General features: G+C 69.4%; 11 protein-coding genes. 4 read left to right on the forward strand and 7 right to left on the reverse strand.

Going from position 1 to position 16888, the window contains the following annotated elements:
* Nucleotides 1–19: 19 nt before the first annotated feature.
* Both M4V62_RS24305 and M4V62_RS24310 read right to left on the reverse strand, forming a co-directional pair.
* Nucleotides 20–1426 (reverse strand): FG-GAP-like repeat-containing protein, encoded by a 1407-nt coding sequence (locus M4V62_RS24305; RefSeq protein WP_249589341.1) that lies wholly within the window; start codon nucleotides 1424–1426, stop codon nucleotides 20–22.
* A gap of 170 nt (nucleotides 1427–1596) precedes the next feature.
* Complete coding sequence (locus tag M4V62_RS24310) at nucleotides 1597–2697, reverse strand: tyrosine-protein phosphatase (protein WP_249589342.1); 1101 nt, start codon at nucleotides 2695–2697, stop codon at nucleotides 1597–1599.
* Nucleotides 2698–2880: 183 nt separating this feature from the next.
* Between M4V62_RS24310 and M4V62_RS24315 the strand changes: the two genes are divergently transcribed.
* Entirely contained in the window at nucleotides 2881–6273 is a 3393-nt protein-coding gene (locus M4V62_RS24315) for a tetratricopeptide repeat protein (protein ID WP_344646337.1), read from the forward strand.
* Nucleotides 6274–6457: 184 nt separating this feature from the next.
* Nucleotides 6458–7576 (forward strand): ADP-ribosylglycohydrolase family protein, encoded by a 1119-nt coding sequence (locus M4V62_RS24320; protein ID WP_249589343.1) that lies wholly within the window; start codon nucleotides 6458–6460, stop codon nucleotides 7574–7576.
* Nucleotides 7577–7656: 80 nt separating this feature from the next.
* Here M4V62_RS24320 and M4V62_RS24325 read toward each other — a convergent pair whose 3' ends face one another.
* Nucleotides 7657–9234 (reverse strand): sodium:solute symporter family protein, encoded by a 1578-nt coding sequence (locus M4V62_RS24325; protein ID WP_249589344.1) that lies wholly within the window; start codon nucleotides 9232–9234, stop codon nucleotides 7657–7659.
* 291 nt (nucleotides 9235–9525) lie between these two features.
* Entirely contained in the window at nucleotides 9526–10317 is a 792-nt protein-coding gene (locus M4V62_RS24330; RefSeq protein ID WP_249589345.1) for an SDR family oxidoreductase, read from the reverse strand.
* A 90-nt stretch (nucleotides 10318–10407) separates the two neighbouring features.
* Here M4V62_RS24330 and M4V62_RS24335 point away from each other — a divergent pair, with 90 nt between their 5' ends.
* The gene (locus tag M4V62_RS24335; protein ID WP_249589346.1) at nucleotides 10408–11283 is read left to right on the forward strand and encodes a hypothetical protein; all 876 of its coding nucleotides are present in this window, start codon (nucleotides 10408–10410) and stop codon (nucleotides 11281–11283) included.
* Between the two features lie 157 nt (nucleotides 11284–11440).
* Here the strand turns inward: M4V62_RS24335 and M4V62_RS24340 are convergent, their stop codons facing one another.
* From M4V62_RS24340 to M4V62_RS24350, 3 genes are all read right to left on the reverse strand, one after another.
* Nucleotides 11441–11650: a DUF397 domain-containing protein gene (locus M4V62_RS24340; RefSeq protein ID WP_249589347.1), complete on the reverse strand. Its 210-nt coding sequence runs from the start codon at nucleotides 11648–11650 to the stop codon at nucleotides 11441–11443.
* 227 nt (nucleotides 11651–11877) lie between these two features.
* Nucleotides 11878–12735 (reverse strand): helix-turn-helix domain-containing protein, encoded by an 858-nt coding sequence (locus M4V62_RS24345; RefSeq protein WP_249589348.1) that lies wholly within the window; start codon nucleotides 12733–12735, stop codon nucleotides 11878–11880.
* A gap of 379 nt (nucleotides 12736–13114) precedes the next feature.
* Nucleotides 13115–13888, reverse strand: coding sequence for a GOLPH3/VPS74 family protein (locus tag M4V62_RS24350; protein WP_249589349.1), 774 nt, complete (start codon nucleotides 13886–13888; stop codon nucleotides 13115–13117).
* Nucleotides 13889–14056: 168 nt separating this feature from the next.
* Here M4V62_RS24350 and M4V62_RS24355 point away from each other — a divergent pair, with 168 nt between their 5' ends.
* A complete protein-coding gene (locus tag M4V62_RS24355; RefSeq protein ID WP_249589350.1) occupies nucleotides 14057–16729 on the forward strand; it encodes a D-alanyl-D-alanine carboxypeptidase in 2673 nt (890 codons plus the stop codon).
* Nucleotides 16730–16888 lie beyond the last annotated feature (159 nt).

A 16888-nucleotide genomic window follows, 5' to 3' on the forward strand; every position in this document is an offset into this window, starting at 1 on the left:
GAGTTCGCCCGACGGCGGGTCAGGCGAGCTCGCCGCCGAAGCGGGCCCCCGCCTCCGGGGTGCCGAGCGAGGACGGGCTGAACGACGTGATGCCGGTCGTCGTCAGGCCCGTCTTGGTGCCACGGAACAGCCAGGCGGCGCCCGAGTCCTTGGTGGTGCCGTCCTCCTGGGGCACGCCCACGGTCAGGTCGGCGAGGCCGTCCTTGTTCACGTCGGTGAGCTTGACCTCCTCACCGAAGTTGTCGCCCTTCTCCGAGACGCCGGGGACGGCTGCCGTGTCCTGGTTGAACGCCTGGGCGCCGGTGCCGGTCAGGCCGTTCGCGCCGCCCTTGAGCAGGACGACCGCGCCGGTGTCCGCGACGTTGCCGAGGTTCTCGCCGGGCACGCCGACAACGATGTCCGCGTAACCGTCGCCGGTGACGTCGCCCGCGGACACGGAGTAGCCGAACTGGTCGCCTCGCTCGGGCCCGTTGATCTCCGCCGCCTCACTGGCGCCGGGGACGCCCGCGGTGTCCTGGTCGATCTTCGCGGTGCGGCTGGAGAAGCCGGACGCGGAGCCGTAGATGACCCGGACGGCGCCCGCGTCGTAGACCTGGGTCTCGGAGACCTCGTCGACCTCGCGGGCGACCAGGTCGCCGTAGCCGTCCTTGTCCACGTCGGCGATGACGCCGTTCGTCGTGAACTTCTTGGTCGCCGTCGACGTCTTGGCGAGGCCGTCCTTGCTGCCCTTCCACAGGCGCGAGGAGTACTGCATCTCCTCGAAGTCGTGGCTGGTGACGAGGTCGTCGGCGCCGTCACCGGTCACGTCGCCCACCATGAGCTCCTTGGGGCCGTCGTCGCCGTTCTCGACGGAGGAGGTGGAGGCGGGCTTCCCGTCGCGGGTGAACGGGCCGTAGCGAACTTCCATGGTGGACGAGGAGTTGGCGACGAGGTCGGTCTTGCCGTCGCCGTTGAAGTCACCGGCCTTCAGCGTCTGCACGTACTCGCCCGGCAGCTCGCTGCCCTGGGTCAGGCCGTTCGCGGAGCCCCAGATCACGACGTCCTTGGAGCCGTTGTTCACGGTGAGGTCGGTGTATCCGTCGCCGTCCAGGTCGGCCGCCTCGGTGCTCGCGCCGAAGCCGCCGTCCACCTCGGGGTCGCCGGGTACGCCGGCGGTGGTGCGGCTGATCTGCTTGGCGTGCGCGGTGTCGGCGCCGGACGCCGAGCCGTACACGATCGAGACGTAGCCCGCGCCGGACACGCCGTCGACGGCGCCGCGGTACGCGGAGACGGCGAGGTCGGCATATCCGTCGTGGTTGAAGTCGGTCACGGGCTTGCTCGCCGCGGCTGCGGCGGGCGCGGCGGCGGCGGAACCGGCCGTGGCGACGACGGCGAACGGGGTCGCGAGCGCGGCAACCGCGACGGCTGCCATAAGGGAGCGGCGCACTGGTCCTCCTGTGGGGAAATTGCTGTGACACCAGAGGAGACGGGCGCCTGAGGCAAGCGGTTGTACACCACAGGTTCATCGTTACGACGCCCGGACATTTCCGTTACAGGGCCTGCCGTTTCCCTCGTGCCACAGGCCCCGGCGCCGGGAGGGCGCGGCGGACGGCGCAGCTACCCGACCAGCAACTCCGCTTTCAGCTGCTGGAGTTCACGCCCGCTGATCTTCAACGCCTGTGCCTCATAGGCCCGGAACGATCCGAACTCGTCCCGCACCTCGTCGAACCCGGCGTTCAGGTACTCGGCGCGTACGTCGAGCATGGGCTTGTACACCTTCGCCTGCTCCGGCGGCATCGCCGCGAGCGCGGCGGCGTTGGCCTCGGCGCGGTAGTGGTTCGACGCGAGGTAGTCCGCCATGACGGTCTCGCGCGGGACGCCGATCGCGGTCAGGAGCGCGGCGTTGGCCCAGCCGGTGCGGTCCTTGCCCGCGGTGCAGTGGAAGAGGAGACCGCGGTCGTCGTCGTCCGTCATGCCGGAAAAGACGTCGGCGTAAGCGGTCCTAGCACTGCCGCCGCTGACCATGAACCGCTCGCCGTCGGCCATCATGGTGGCGGCCTCGTCCGCCGTCTTCGGCATCCCGGTGAAGGTGTCCGACCCGGCGAGCACGTCGGCGACGCGGTAGTCGACGCCGGAAGGCACCTTGTCCGGAGCCGCCTCCCGCTCGGACGTCATCCGGAGATCGAAGTCCGTGCCGAGGCCGAGACGCCGGAGCTTGGCCTGGTCGGCGGCGGTGAGCTTGTCGAGCGAGTCGGAGCGGTATATCTCGCCCATCTTCACCCACTGCCCGGTACGGGTGCGATAGCCGCCCGCGTCACGGAAGTTGACCGCTCCGTCCAGCTTGACGAGCCGATCGGCGAGCCGCAGGGAGCCACCCCGCGAGGGCACGAAGTCGAACCACTGCCGGTCGACGCCGGCGGAGAGCCCGCGAACGGTGACGTCACCGGAGGAGCCACCGGCGGCGACGGTGCGGCCGTCCTCGGTCCGGACGGCGACGTGCCGGACGCCGGGGGCGGACCACTTCAGCGTGTACGTACCCGGGGTGCCGGTCGCGGTGACGACGGCCTGGGTGAAGGGGATCCGGTGCGTGGAGTGGTGCGAGGGGCGGTGCGAGGAGTGGTGCGGGGCGGCGGTCGCCGCGGGGGCCGCCGCGGCGGCGGCCAGGAGGGCCGCGGAGAGGGTGTACGCGGCGGCCCTTACACGAGTCACGTGAGTCATGGGACGGATGGTTGGCGGTTACGGGGGGTTGCGCGGAACGGCTCGGTGAACGCAGGCCGAAGGCGATCTGAAGGGTGGCCCTTGGCCGCTGGAAGGGCTCAGCCTTCAGCGGCGTCGAGGAACTCACCCGCCGGAGGGCGGCCGGTGGAAGACTGGGCGCAGGGCAGCGGGGAGGTGGGGCCGGTGGCGGCGTCGGCAGGCTCGGAGCAGCCGTCCATGCAGGAGCTGATACGTCGCCGAAGGCGAGCCGGGTTCGTCGGGCGCCGTAGCGAACTGGACGCGTTCCGCGACAACTTCGACCTGCCGCCGGGCGATGAGCGCCACAGCTTCCTGTTCCACATCCACGGGATCGGTGGGGTCGGAAAGACCTCCCTGGTACGGGAGTTGGAGCAGGTGTCGCGCGAGCGGGATGCTCTGACGGCGTACGTCGACGAGGCGGTCGGCAGCGTGCCCGAGGCGATGGCGGCGATCAGTGCGCAGTTCGCGCTGCAGGGGCGCCGCTGCAAGGAACTCAACCGGCTCCTCGCGGCTCACCGGGAGCGACGCCACGAGGCGGAATCGGCGTCCCTGGCTGCGGCGCTCGATCCGCAGCAGGAACCTGCTCCGGCCATGCCCAGTCCTCCCTCGGCAGGCAGCATGACGGCGGCCCGCGCGAGCCTGGTCGGTCTGGGGATGCTGCCGGGCGTCGGAGCCCTCGCAGGCGCGATGGACCCGGCCCAACTGGCACAGGGTGCCGACCGGCTGCGTGCCGGCCTCAGCGCGCGCCTCGGTAACCAGGAGGACGTCCAACTGGTCCTGTCTCCGGAGCGGGTCCTCACGCCGGTCCTCCTGACCGAGCTGTCGGATGCCGCGAAGGCCGCACCGTGGGTCGTCCTGTTCTTCGACACGTACGAGAGGACGGCTCCGTTCCTGGACGGTTGGCTGCACGAAGTGATGACGACCGACCGGCATGGTGCGTTCCCCGCGAACGTTGTCGTGGTGACGGCGGGCCACCACCCCTTCGACGCGGCCCGCTGGGGCGGCTACGCGGACTTCGTGACGGACATACCGCTGGGCCCCTTCACAGAGCTGGAGGCGAGGGGGCTGCTGGCCGGGAAAGGTGTGGTGGCGGAGCCGGTGGTGGAGGAGGTGCTGCGCCTTTCCGGGGGCTTGCCAGTCCTCGTCTCCACCCTTGCCGAGGGCAGGCCCGCGGCCCCGGACGACGTGGGGGATCCCAGCGCCACAGCCGTGGAGCGCTTCCTGAAGTGGGAGCGGGATCCCGAGCGCCGGTCGGTGGCGCTGGCGTGCGCGCTGCCGAGGAGCTTCGACGCCGATGTGTTCCGGGCGGCGGTGGAAGGGATCTGCGCGGAGGGGGAGGTGCCGGGGCTCTTCGGCTGGCTGCGAAGCCTGCCTTTTGTGAGCGACCGGGGTGATCGGGTGCAGTACCACGCTGTTGTGCGGGCACCGATGTTGAGGTTGCAGCGAAATCGGTCACCTCGGGGGTGGGCCGAGGCGCATGCGCGGCTCGCGGAGACGTTTGCCGGGTGGCGTGCCGAGGCTGAAGTGGGCCTGGAAGTCGATGAGTTGTGGGCGGACGAGGCATGGAGGGAGCTGCGGCTCGCGGAGTCGTATCACTTGCTGTGCGCGGGGACGCGGGCGGCGTTGCCCGCTGTGCTGCGGGATGTCGTCGACGCCTGTGACGTGGGCAAGGGCGAGGTCATGGCACGGCGCTGGGTGCAGGTGCTTCTGGACGCCGGGGAGGACGCGGATACGGGGCCCGCCGGGAGATGGGGGCGGGATCTGCTCGTCGCGCTGACGGACGGCGCGTGCGTCGACGTCTTGGGACTGCTCGTCGACCAGGCCGGGTTCGACGAGCGGGGGCAGGCGGTGGCGCGGATGCTGCGGGGGCGTGACCTTGGTGAGAGTGGTGCGTATGCGGAGGCGTTGGTCGAGTACGACCGCGCTGTTGCATTGGATCCTGACCTGGAACGGGCTCACTGCGGCAGGGGCGTGACCCGTGCGAAGCAGGGCGATTACGTTGGCGCGATCACCGATTTGAATCAGGCCGTCGCTGTCGCGCCGAGCTGTGTCGCACTCAGGACGCGAGGTGAGTGTTACCGCGTCCTCGGCCGCTTCGACGAGGCGATCAGAGACCTGGACCGGGCGATCGAACTCCAGCCGGCGGACGCGTTCGCATGGGCATCCCGGGGCGCCACCCGGTACAGCCTGAGACAGGACGACGAAGCTCTCGCGGACCTGGACCGAGCGGTGGAACTCACGCCTGAATACGCATGGGCGCTGGCCCGGCGGGCTCGCATACGAGGCGCTCGCGGGGAGACCACGGAACAGATGGCGGACCTGGACCGTGCGGCCCAGCTGTCACCACAGTCAGAGTTGGTGGCTTGTGTGCGAGGTGACGCGTTGCGCGCTGCGGGCAGCTACGTGGCGGCTCTCGCCGAGTACGACCGGGCAATCGAGCTCAACGATGCGTATGCGTCGGCGTATGCGAGCCGTGGTGTGGCTCAACGCAATCTGGGACGACACGACGAGGCACTGGCAGACCTCGACCGGGCAGTGGAGTTGTCACCTGGCTACGCCTGGGCACTGGCCCAGCGCAGTGCGGTTCACCTCTGCCGGGGCGCCGACGAGGAAGCGTTGACCGACGCGGACCGTGCTCACGCCCTGTCGCCTGACAGCGGCTGGTTCCTCATATACCGGGGAAACGCGCTGCGTTCTCTGGGGCGATTCGACGAGGCGCGCGCCGACCTGGACCGTGGGGTCGAACGGGAGCCCGGCGGCGTATGGGCCCTTGTCTGTCGAAGTCGCCTCCTGCGTGAAATCCTGCTCTACCAAGAGGCATTGGCCGACCTGAACGATGCGCTTCGACTCAATGCCGACCATGCCTGGGCCTTGCGTGAGCGGGCATACACCTTGATGGCCACCGGCCGGGTCGAACAGGCCCTGGCCGACCTGTCCCGCTGCGCTGAGATTGGGGCCGCACCGGAGTGGGCCCACCGCAGGGCCGCCGCGATCCATCACTGGTCCGGCCGGAACCACGAGGCGATGGCCGAGCTGCGCGCGGTGGAAGGGGAAGAGCGGGAGCACCCCAAGTTCCTTGAGGAGCTGGGCAAGGCGTATCGGAGAGTGGCGGAATGGTCCGTCGCCCACGAGACCGCCCGAAGGCTCCAGGCGCAGGACGAGACGGTCGGAACATGCGATCTCGCTCTGGCGACGAGCGGCTCCGAGGGAGTGGCCGCTGCCGCTCCGCTGTGGCGGGAGACGGCGCGTCTGACGGCGGGTGCGGATCTGATGCCCCCGGTACGCGACTTGCTGGACGCGCTGATCGCGGCGGGCCTTGAGGACTGGACAGCGCTCGACTCCGGGCTCACGCGCTTCCTCGAGTCTGCAGTCAGGTGGGGCAGCCTGGCCGAGCTGGCCGACCTCCTCGCCGAACTCTTCCGCGCCCCCGGCGCCGACCGAGCCCGCCTGACCCCGCACCTGGCCAGGGTCATGGCGGCACGGGACGCGTTTCAGGCGAGGTATGCGGAGGGGGCCGGGGCGACCGACCTCCGGGGCGACCGGCTCCCGGGGACCTAGGCCCCGGCTGTCCCTGCGCCCATGACAAGGAACTGAAAAGCCCTGGTGAAGGCCGGTCAAAAGTGATCTGAAGGGCGACTCCTTAGATATCGCATCGACCCTGAACCGACCGTTCCTGGTCGATTACAGTGCTGCGCAGAACGTGCGCAGAGGGTGCGCGGCGAGCGCAGGGAGAGGAGGTGCCGTGAGCACCGCAGCAGCCACCGGAGTCTGGGGACGTGCCGAGCAGCAGGACTTCCGCAGCCGGGTTCGCGGCACGTTGCTCGGAGCCGCCGTCGGGGACGCACTTGGCGCGCCCGTCGACGAGCTGAGCCTCGACGGGATACGGGAGGCTCACGGCGCCGAAGGGCTGACCGAGCCCGCCCCCGCTCACGGCAGGCGCGGAGCCGTCACCGCGGCCACGCAGCTCACCCTCTTCACCGTCGACGGACTCATACGCGCCCAGGTGCGGCGCGACACCGGCGCCTGGCATCCGCCCACCGACCTGCACCGTGCCTATCGCCGCTGGGCGGCCACCCAGAGCGACTGGGGGCCCGACGAGCGGCGCAAGGAAGACGGATGGCTGGCCCGCGAGGAGTGGCTCTACTCGCGGCGTTCCCCCGCCCGTGCCTGTCTCGTCGGGCTCGGGGACGACACCATGGGGACGCTGGAGGCGCCCAAGAATCCGGACGAGCGGGGGGCCGAGGCCGTGACGCGGTCCGCTCCGTTCGGGCTTCTGGTCGGGTGGGAGCCGCAGCTGGTGCTTCAGCTGGCCGTCGAGTGCGCCGTGCAGACGCACGGCCATCCCACCGCCTACCTCGCGGCCGGCGCGCACACGATCCTCGTGCACGGTCTCGCCCGGGGCGAGTCCTTGGACGGGGCCATCCAGCGGGCGCTCGCGCTGCTTGCCGCCCGGCCCGGTCATCAGCCCGTCACCGATGCGCTGAAGCACGCGCTGGGGGCCGTGCGGCAGGGGATGCCCACGCCCTCCCGGGTGGAGGAGCTGATGGGGGACGGGGGAGCCGAGGGCGCGCTTGCCGCCGCCGTGTACTGCGCCCTCGTAGGCGAGGACATCCGGCACGGGCTGCGGCTCGCGGTCAATCACGGGGGCGCGTCCGCCGCCGCGGGAGGCCTGTGCGGGGCGCTGCTCGGCGCGCTGCACGGAGAGACCGCGTTGCCTCCGGGCTGGCTGACCGAGCTGGAGGGCCGCGCGACGATCCTTGAGCTTGCGGACGACTTCGCGATGGAGATGACGCAGGGGCCCGCGCTGCACGGGCCGGCGGTCTCGTCGCCGGGGTGGCTGGCGCGGTATCCGCGGGCGTGAGGGCCTGAGGAGGGAGCACGCCGGACAGGCTGTGAACAGCCCATCCGGCGTTTGAGGACGAACTCGGCGAAGCCGGTGATTTACGGCAACCGGCCCTGCGGGGTCACTACTTCGTCGGCCGCCTCCGCCGGGGGCGGAATCACTGCCGCACCGGCGGAGCCATCCCCATCCGTGTTGATCTTCTCGATGATCGCGTCCCGCTCCGGAGTGTCCTCCGGCTTCAGGTAGCCGACCAGGATGTAGAGGACGAGCGAGACCGCCAGCGGGATCGAGACCTGGTACTCCAGCGGCACCCCGCCCTCGACGTTCCAGTTGATCGGGTAGTTGACCAGCCAGAAGGCCAGCAGACCCATCGACCAGCTGGTCAGCGCCGCGGTCGGTCCCGACTTGCGGAACGTGCGCAGCAGACCCAGCATCATCGGGATCGCGATCGGGCCCATCAGACCTGCCACCCACTTGATGACGACGGTGATGATGTCCTTGAACGCGGGGGAGTTGACCTGCGTGGCCACCGCCATGGAGAGGCCCAGGAAGACCACCGTCGTGAGGCGGGCCGCGATGAGGCCCTTGCGGTCGTTCCAGCTCCTGGCCGCCTTGGACACCACCGGTGCCACGTCCCGGGTGAAGACCGCGGCGATCGCGTTCGCGTCCGAGGAGCACATGGCCATCGTGTGCGAGAAGAAGCCGACGATTACCAGGCCCAACAGGCCGTGTGGCAGGAGCTGTTCGGTCATCAGGGCGTACGAGTCCGAGCCGTCGGGCTTCTGCGCGTCCACCAGGAGCGGGGACATCCACATGGGGAAGAAGAGGACGACCGGCCAGACCAGCCACAGGATCGCCGAGAGCCGGGCGGAGCGCGTCGCCTCGCGGGGGCTCGACGTGGCCATGTAGCGCTGGGCCTGGTTGAGCATGCCGCCGTTGTACTCGAAGAGCTTGATGAAGAGGAACGCCAGAAGGAAGATCGTGCCGTAGGGGCCGACCAACGGCTTTCCGTGGCCCGCTAGTTCGGGCTCGTCCCAGACGCCGAAGAATCCGCCGTGCTCGCCGAGCTTGGCCACCACGGCCACGAACATCGCGACACCGGCCAGGAGTTGGATGATGAACTGGCCGAGCTCGGTGAGCGCGTCGGCCCACAGGCCGCCGATGGTGCAGTAGATGGCGGTGATCACGCCGGTGATCAGGATGCCCTGGTTGATCGAGATGCCGGTGAAGACGGAGAGCAGCGTGGAGATGGCGGCCCACTTGGCGGCCACGTCCACGATCTTCAGGAGCATTCCGGACCAGGCGAGCGCCTGCTGGGTCTTCAGGTTGTAGCGGTTCTTGAGGTACTCCAGCGGCGAGGCCACGTGCAGCCGTGAGCGCAGCCGGTTGATGCGGGGGGCGAAGAGCTTCGAGCCGATGGCGATGCCGAGCGCGATCGGGAACGACCAGGTGATGAAGGACGTGACGCCGTAGGTGTACGCGATGCCCGCGTACCCGGTGAACATCACCGCGCTGTAGCCGGACATGTGGTGCGAGATGCCGGACAGCCACCAGGGCATCTTGCCGCCCGCGGTGAAGAAGTCGCTGACGTTGTCCACGCGTTTGTGGGACCAGACACCGATCGCGACCATGATGCCGAAGTAGCCGATGAGCACGGCCCAGTCGAGACTGTTCATGTGCCCCCTCCAGGGGTCCGCCTTGTGAACTGCGCTGAAATGCCGTGCACTTCGCCAGTTTCGTGACATACGGGACGTGGGCGGCCTTGAAGTGCCCGCTCATGGTGGGTTCGCGCGGACGCCGCGGACAACCGCCCGTGAGGTCAAGAGCGAGTAAAATCGTTCTGTTTGCTGACCTGCGTTCACATGCTTGATCCTGAGTGATCTTCCGGCGACGCTTCCGAGGGCACGCAAAAACGGCTGTACGGAACCCAAGTCCCGTACAGCCGTTGTCCGTCAGCCAGGCGACGCCTACCGCATCAGCTCTCCCGCGTTCACCAGGAGCGACTGCCCCGTGATGGCGCGCGCCCGGTCCGACGCGAGGAACACCGCCGCGTCCGCCACGTCCCCGTCCGTGGCCAGCTCGGGCAGTGCCATCCGCTCCGCGAGCCGCCCCCGTACCTCCTCTTCCGGCACCCCTTCGGTGTGCGCGGTGAACTGGACGTACGCCTCGACCGGCGGGCCCCACATCCAGCCGGGCAGCACCGTGTTGACCCGGATCCGGTCGGGGCCCACCTCGTGTGCGAGCGAGTACATCGCCGACGTCAGCGCGCCCTTCGACGCCGCGTACGCCGCCTGTCGCACCTGCGAGGGCGAGGCGATGGCCGACTGGGTGCCGATGAACACCACCGAGCCGCCGCCCCGCTCCTTGAGCGCGGGCAGGCAGGCCCGCGTCATCCGCAGCGTGCCGAGGAGGTTCACGTCGATCACCTGCTGCCAGGTCGCGAAGTCCGCGTCCCGCACGCCCCCGAAGTAGCTGTCCCAGGCGGCCACATGGACCACCGCGTCGATCCCGCCGAAGCGCTCGCGCGCCAGCCCCGCCAGGGCCTCGCACTGGGTCTCGTCGGTGATGTCGGTCGCGCGGTACGCCGTCCGCGTGCCCTCGGGGTCGATCTCCGCGGCCGACTTCGCGAGGTTCGCCTCCGTGCGCGCCCCGAGGACGGCCCGGCCCCCGTCACGTACGACGGCGGCCGCCACCTGATGGCCGAGACCGGCACCGACCCCCGAGACGACGACGGTCTTTCCTTCGAGGAGCGACGGCATGGAGCGCCTCCCGGCTCTGGCAGTTTTGCTGACGGGGCGTCAGAGTATGGGCGTCCACCGGAGGAAGGAAGAGGGAGGAAGGGGAGAGGGATGAGCGAGGACACCCGCGGGAGCGCCCGCGAGGACACGCGCGACGGCACCCGCAGCGAGGTGTACGGCGAACTGGCCGCCGTCGGGCCCTACGGCGTGCACCCGGGCCACGCCCTGATCACCATGGTCGAGCCGCACCCGGGTCATGAGTACGCCTACAACCGCTGGTACGAGGACGACCACTACTACGCCGGCGCGATGGCGATGCCCTGGATGTACGCGGGCCGCCGCTGGGTCGCACCCCGGGAGCTCCAACTCCTGCGCCTGCCCGAGAAGTCGGCGGTCGCCGAGCCCCTGACCGCGGGCTGCTACCTCTCCACGTACTGGGTCACCGAGGGCCGCTACGACGAGCACATGAAGTGGACCGTCGGCATCAACAAGCGCCTCAACCGCGACGGCCGCGTCTACCAGGACCGCACGCACGTGTTCACGGCCTTCCAGGACCACGAGGCCACCGTCTACCGGGACGGGGCGGCAGGCCCCCGCGACTTCCACGCGCTCGACCACCCCTACCAGGGCCTGGTCCTCGAAGTCATCGACGCCGAATCGGGCGAGCAGCGCGACGAGCTCCTGGAGTGGCTGCGCGCCAAGCACCTGCCGCGCGCCCTGGCCGGGTCACCGGCCGCGATGGTGACCATCTTCCGGCCGACCCCGCTGCCGGGGGACCGGATGACGTACGTGAAGCAGGTCGAGGGAGTCGACACACGGCTGACGCTGCTCTGGTTCTTGCAGGCCGACCCGCGGGAGTGCTGGCAGGAGCACTTCGCCGGGCGGGCGGACGCGGTGGGGGAGTCAGGGATGGGGAGGGTGGAGCTGGTGGCGCCGTTCATTCCCACGGTGCCGGGAACGGATACGTACGTCGATCAGCTCCGGTAGAAAGCTCCGGTAGAAGGATCCGGTAGAAGCTCCGGTAGAAAAGGCCGAGCCCCCTCGGCCGGGACGGCGGGCCAGTCGAGAGGGCTCAATCGGTGCTGCTTATGCGGTTGTTGATCTCTCGCTGATCCTGTGGTGCTGTTGCGCGAGGGGTCGCCTATCAGCCGAGGTGTGTGGTCTCCCGGCCGACCTCGGAGACGAACGCGCGCCATGAGTCGGAGGGAAAGGCGAGGACGGGGCCCTCGGTGACCTTTGAGTCCCGGACCGAAATTGCCGTCGAAATCGGGGACTTGACCTCGACACATGCGCCGTTTCCCGTGGAATACGAGGACTTGACCCACGTATTCGTAGCGCCCTGATGAATTGCCATGGTTACTCCGGTTTGCCCAGTTGTTGAGTTGCGGTCACCGCCAAGTGCGGCTGCGCCAACAGGTGTTGCTTGATGGCGTGAATGACGCTACTCGCCAACATCGCCGAGTGAAGAGAGCGTTCACTCGACCGGATGGCATATTCCATTGGGGTCTTCCGCCTCGCCGAGGCCAAGGTGTACCGTGCGGCGCTTTCCCTTGCGGAGCGGTCGTATACGCGGTTCGTGATCTAGCGTGCGTACTCTTTCGCGATGTCTGCGATGAGTTGGCGTGATTGATCCACATTCAGGGCCTGTGCCCGCAGATGTTCGTACATCACGCTGTACTGCTGGACGTCGTTCGCCTTCTCCAGATAGAGATCGCTCGTGACGCCCTCGATGTAGACCACGCTGGAATCCGCGGCGTCCGGGAACTCGAGAATCGCGTACTGGCCGTTGAGGCCGGGGTGCGCGCCCATCTCGAAGGGAATCACCTGGACGGTCACGTGCGGCAGTTGGGACTGCTCCACGAGATGCTCCAGCTGGTCGCGCATGAGGTGCCGGGAGCCGACCACGCGGCGCAGCGCGGACTCGTCCAGGACGGTCCACAGACGCAGCGGATTCTCCGGGGCGCTGATGCGCTCCTGGCGGCGGACGCGGACCTGGACGCGCTTCTCGATGTCCGTCGGCGTGGTCTCCGGCAGCGCGCCGGTGATGAGCGCCTCCGCGTACGGACGGGTCTGGAGCAGGCCGGGGACGACCTGCGGGTCGTACACGCGCAGGGACGCCGCGTCCGTCTCCAGACCGATGTACACGCTGTACGGGATGTCGCCGAAGGAGTGCCACCAGCCCTGCTGGCGTGAGTCCTTGGCCATTTGCATGAGCGAGTCGACGATGCGGTGGTCCTCGACCTCGTAGACCCCGCAGAGATCGCGTACATCGCGCTGGCTGATCGAGCGGCGGCCGTTCTCGAGGCGGCTGATCTTCGACTGCGAGACCAGCAGGCGCTCGGCGACCTCCTCGGCCGTCATGCCCTTGAGCTCGCGGAGCCTGCGGAGCTCCTGGCCCAACCGGCGTCGCCTGACGGTGGGATTGACACTGGACGCCACGGACGTGCACCTCCGACTACATGCCTCTACTTTGCGTATCTGCTGTTCAGCAGAGTGCCACCAACGTGTCGCGCACCGCTGGGAAACAGCCGATGTGCGGTGCGAACCGCGACGCGACACGAAGACGGACGTGAGGACTGGTGTGAGGGGTGCGGCCCGGCCGCGTGGTGCCGGATTGAATGTGCGGCCGCGCGGGGCGGAGGTACCGGTGTCGTCGTCCGGACGTTCCGGTGCCAGTGCCCCGCGCGGCCCAGCGGCTCCCGAACCGGGTCTGGGGGACTGCGGTGCGGCGTTGCTGTTGCCTGTACTGCGGTGAGTCTTTTACTGCGGTTGCTGCGGTACGTCTCTTGCTGCGGTGCGTCCGACCATTCCGACCGGCTCAGTGGGCCACGGCACGTGCCATGGACCCGCGGCGCGGCTGCATCGGAACCCCGCCGGGTTCCGGCGCGGTCCTGGCCGGCTGTCGGCCACCGCCCGGTCCACCAGGCCCGCCCGGTCCCGCTGGGGCCGGGCTGCGGCGTGGCTGAGCGGCCACACCGTTCTGGACGTCCATCACGGCGTGCGCCACGAGGCCGCCCATCGGGTCGTGCCTGATCAGGTCCCGGAGACGGGAGCGCGATGAACGCCCTTCGTTGCCGGGGTAGAGGTGCTTGCCGAGTCCCACTGCGTGAGCGAGCGCGGCGAGCGCCGCGGTCCGCGGGTCCGGTGGTACGCCGGTGCGGATCGCACTGTCCAGTCGGGACCTGATGTCCCGGCTGATTGCCGTGTCCGTCGCTTGATAGCGAGTCGTCGGCAGCACTCCGCACATCTGGCCCGATACGGCATGCACCATGCCGCACCGCTCCAGGTGCGCGAGGTAAATCTGGCGCAGCCCCAGTCGGGGCCCGCCAATCCAGTGGACTGCCCGAACCGGGCTGCCGCGCCTGCGCAGCAGTTCCAGTGCGGAGTCCAGAGTCGGATCTCCGGTCGGCCGTGGCATCACCACGGCGATACGATCCCCGTCTGGGGCTATCCGTCCGGCCAGCGCCAGCTCCACTAGCTGTGCTCCGGCCAGACCGAGGTCGAGCGACTGCGGCTGCGCTGTGGTACCCGTGGCCGGGTCCAAAGCGAGCAGCAGAAGCTCCTCCGGAATTGTTCTGCGGCTCCTGCCCATCCATGCCTCCCCGCGTGGATGAATGACAGGGTGACCCCTCTCACATTGGTCTGTCGAGAGTGCGTGACCGGTAAGTACGGGAACCAGTAGGTATGTCGTTCTCGTCTACCACGGGGGTTAAGCCCCCACACAGGACACTGGTACATGGTTCGGACAGTGGGTCCGGCCATGTTTTGGCGCAACGGCAACGCGAGCGGCATGGCGTACGAGGAGGCATCGGTGGCGGGCGAGACCCCCGACAGGTCGAAGCAGCGGAAGTCGTCGGGGAAACCGACTGGGTCAGAACCGTCCGTGCCGGCGCCGGAGGAACGCGACCCGCGTCTTGCGGTGGCCCGCGAGGTCCCCGCGGCGCGCGAGGAGACGCGCGACGAGGTGCGCGACGAGGTTCGGGAGGACAAGGCGACGGCGGTCTTCTCGACGAAGGCGGTGGCTGAGGCGGCGGAGGCGGAGCCGGAGGCCTCCGGCTCCAAGGACGCCGAGGGATCCCCTGAGGGTTCCTCTGAGGCCGCCGAGTCCGAGGCCGAGCCCAAGGGCGAGGAGAAGGGCGACGCGCGGCTGCGGGCCGCTGTGGCGGCGTGGGTGGCCTCCGCGGACGAGGAGGGCCCCAAGGCCGCGGAGGGCGAGAAGTCCGCGCAGGAGGCGGCTGCGGCCGACGAGGAGGCTGCCTCTGGGGAGGACGCAGCCTCTGACGAGGACGCGACCGCCGCCGACGACGGGGAGGACGACTCCTCCGGCGACTCCGACGCTGCGGGTGAGTCCGAGACGGAGCCGGAGTCCGAGACCGAGCCCGAGGCCGAGCCCGAGGCTGCGGCGTCGGAGAGCGATGCGGCCGACAAGGTCCCGGCTGACGACGAGGCCGACGCCTCGGAGGACTCCGGGCCCACTGACTCCGCCGACTCCGCGGATTCCACCGAGGCCGACGCCGACGAGGCCGAGCCCGAGGCTGCGGCGTCGGAGAGCGATGCGGCCGACAAGGCTCCGGCTGACGACGAGGCCGACGCCTCGGAGGACTCCGAGGCCACTGACTCCGCCGACTCCGCGGATTCCACCGAGGACGACGCCGACGAGGACGAGGCCAAGGGCGAGACCAAGGCCGAGGCAGAGGTCGGGGACGAGACCCCCGAGCCTCCCTCCGGCGGAGTCGATCAGGCCACCGCCGTCTTCAAGGCGCTGCCCCCGAAGGCAGTCGACCAGCCGACGACCATGCTCAAGCTGAGCGACCACAAGCCCGAGGCCAAGAAGCCGGAAGCCAAGAAGCCCGCGGACAAGGCCGACCCAAAGCCCGCTGCAAAGCCGACCGCAAAGCCGTCCGCAAAGCCGGAAGGCGAGGCCGAGCGCACCAGCAAGTTCGTCGCGCTCAAGCCCCTGGACACCCCCTCGTCCAGCGGCGCGCTGCCCCCGGCCAAGGCCACCCCCGCAGCCGGGGCCGCGCCCGCGGCCGGTGCCGCGACGCCCGAGAAGGCGCCCACGCCCGAGAAGGCGCCCACGCCAGAGAAGGGCAACGTAGGCCCCGAGCGCACCACCCAGCAGCCTCTCCCCCCGAGGCCGCCGCTCGACCTCCTCGCCGAGCTGACCAACACCCCGCCGCCCCCGGAGACCCGCGTGCGCACCACCGTGCGCAGGGTCAAGATCTGGACGCCGCTGGTGCTGCTCATGGTGATCGTCTTTGCGGTCGTACAGGCAGTGCGTCCGCTGCCGACGCCGACCCTCACGCTCACCGCGAAGGAGACGGTCTCCTTCGAGGGTGACAAGCCGTCCATGCCGTGGCCGAGCCAGGGCGAGGCCGCGATGGACGTCAACGGCATCGGGACGTTCGGCACGAGCGGCAGTCAGAAGCCCGTGCCGATCGCGAGCATCGCCAAGGTCATGACCGTCTATCTGATCCTGCGCGACCACCCGCTGAAGAAGGGCGGCGACAACGGCCCGGACATCCCGGTCGACGCCGCCGCGGCGAAGCACTACGAGACGGGCAAGGCGGGCAACGAGTCGGTCGTCAAGGTGACCGAGGGTCAGAAGATCAGCGAGTACGAGGCGCTGCAGGCGGTCATGCTGCCGTCCGCGAACAACATCGCCAAGCTGCTCGCCCGCTGGGACACCAAGAGCGATTCCGAGGACGAGTTCGTCGCGAAGATGAACAAGACGGCCAAGGAACTCGGCATGAAGAACACCCACTACACGGACCCGAGCGGCCTGGACAAGACGACCGTCTCGACCGCCGAGGACCTCGTGAAGCTGGGCCGGGCCGCGATGGAGGACCCGGTCTTCAACGAGATCTCCCGCCAGCCCAGCTACAAGGACCTCAACGGCGACAAGCAGAACAACTTCTTCGGGCTCGTCCCGACGGTCGCCATCGGCATCAAGACCGGCACCACCACCGCGGCGGGCGGCAACATCCTCTTCGCCGCGGAGAAGGAGATCGGCGGCGAGACCCGGACGATCATCGGTGCCGCACTCGGCCAGTACGGGAAGAACGGCGTGGCCAACATCGACGAGGTCACCAAGGTCACCCGCACGCTCATCGAGGCCGGGCAGGAAGCGCTCACCTCCAAGAAGATCGTGAAGAAGGGTGATGTCGTCGGTGAGGTCGACGACGGCCTGGGCGGCACGACCCCGGTCGTCGCCACCAAGGACGTCACCGCCGCGGGCTGGTCGGGCCTGACCGTGAAGCTGAAGCTCGGCGAGGACGGCGGCGAAACCATCCCGCACTCGGCGAAGGCAGGCACCAAGGTCGGCGTACTGAGCGTCGGCGACGGCAAGGACGGCGCCGTCGAGGTGCCCGTCGCGCTCCAGAAGGACCTCGCCGAGCCGGGCTTCGGAGCCAAGCTCAAGCGCGTCGGCTGAGGCAGACGCGACGCACGCAGTACAACGCAACGCAGCACGACGCAGGAGCAGTACGACGCAGGCGTGGGCGGAGGCGCGAGCCGCCGCCCACGCCTGCTCCCCGCGGACCGTGCGTGCTAGCGTCACAAGTTCGGGGAAGTACGCCGGGGCTGAGTGACG

Origin of the sequence: Streptomyces durmitorensis (genome assembly GCF_023498005.1) — a bacterium.
GTDB classification, from domain to species: Bacteria; Actinomycetota; Actinomycetes; order Streptomycetales; family Streptomycetaceae; genus Streptomyces; species Streptomyces durmitorensis.

Coding starts and splice junctions, on each gene's coding strand:
- M4V62_RS24355 (WP_249589350.1), top strand. CDS start 14,057: ATGTTTTGGCGCAACGGCAACGCGAGCGGCATGGCGTACGAGGAGGCA.
- M4V62_RS24350 (WP_249589349.1), bottom strand. CDS start 13,888: ATGGGCAGGAGCCGCAGAACAATTCCGGAGGAGCTTCTGCTGCTCGCT.
- M4V62_RS24335 (WP_249589346.1), top strand. CDS start 10,408: ATGAGCGAGGACACCCGCGGGAGCGCCCGCGAGGACACGCGCGACGGC.
- M4V62_RS24330 (WP_249589345.1), bottom strand. CDS start 10,317: ATGCCGTCGCTCCTCGAAGGAAAGACCGTCGTCGTCTCGGGGGTCGGT.
- M4V62_RS24340 (WP_249589347.1), bottom strand. CDS start 11,650: ATGGCAATTCATCAGGGCGCTACGAATACGTGGGTCAAGTCCTCGTAT.
- M4V62_RS24310 (WP_249589342.1), bottom strand. CDS start 2,697: ATGACTCACGTGACTCGTGTAAGGGCCGCCGCGTACACCCTCTCCGCG.
- M4V62_RS24325 (WP_249589344.1), bottom strand. CDS start 9,234: ATGAACAGTCTCGACTGGGCCGTGCTCATCGGCTACTTCGGCATCATG.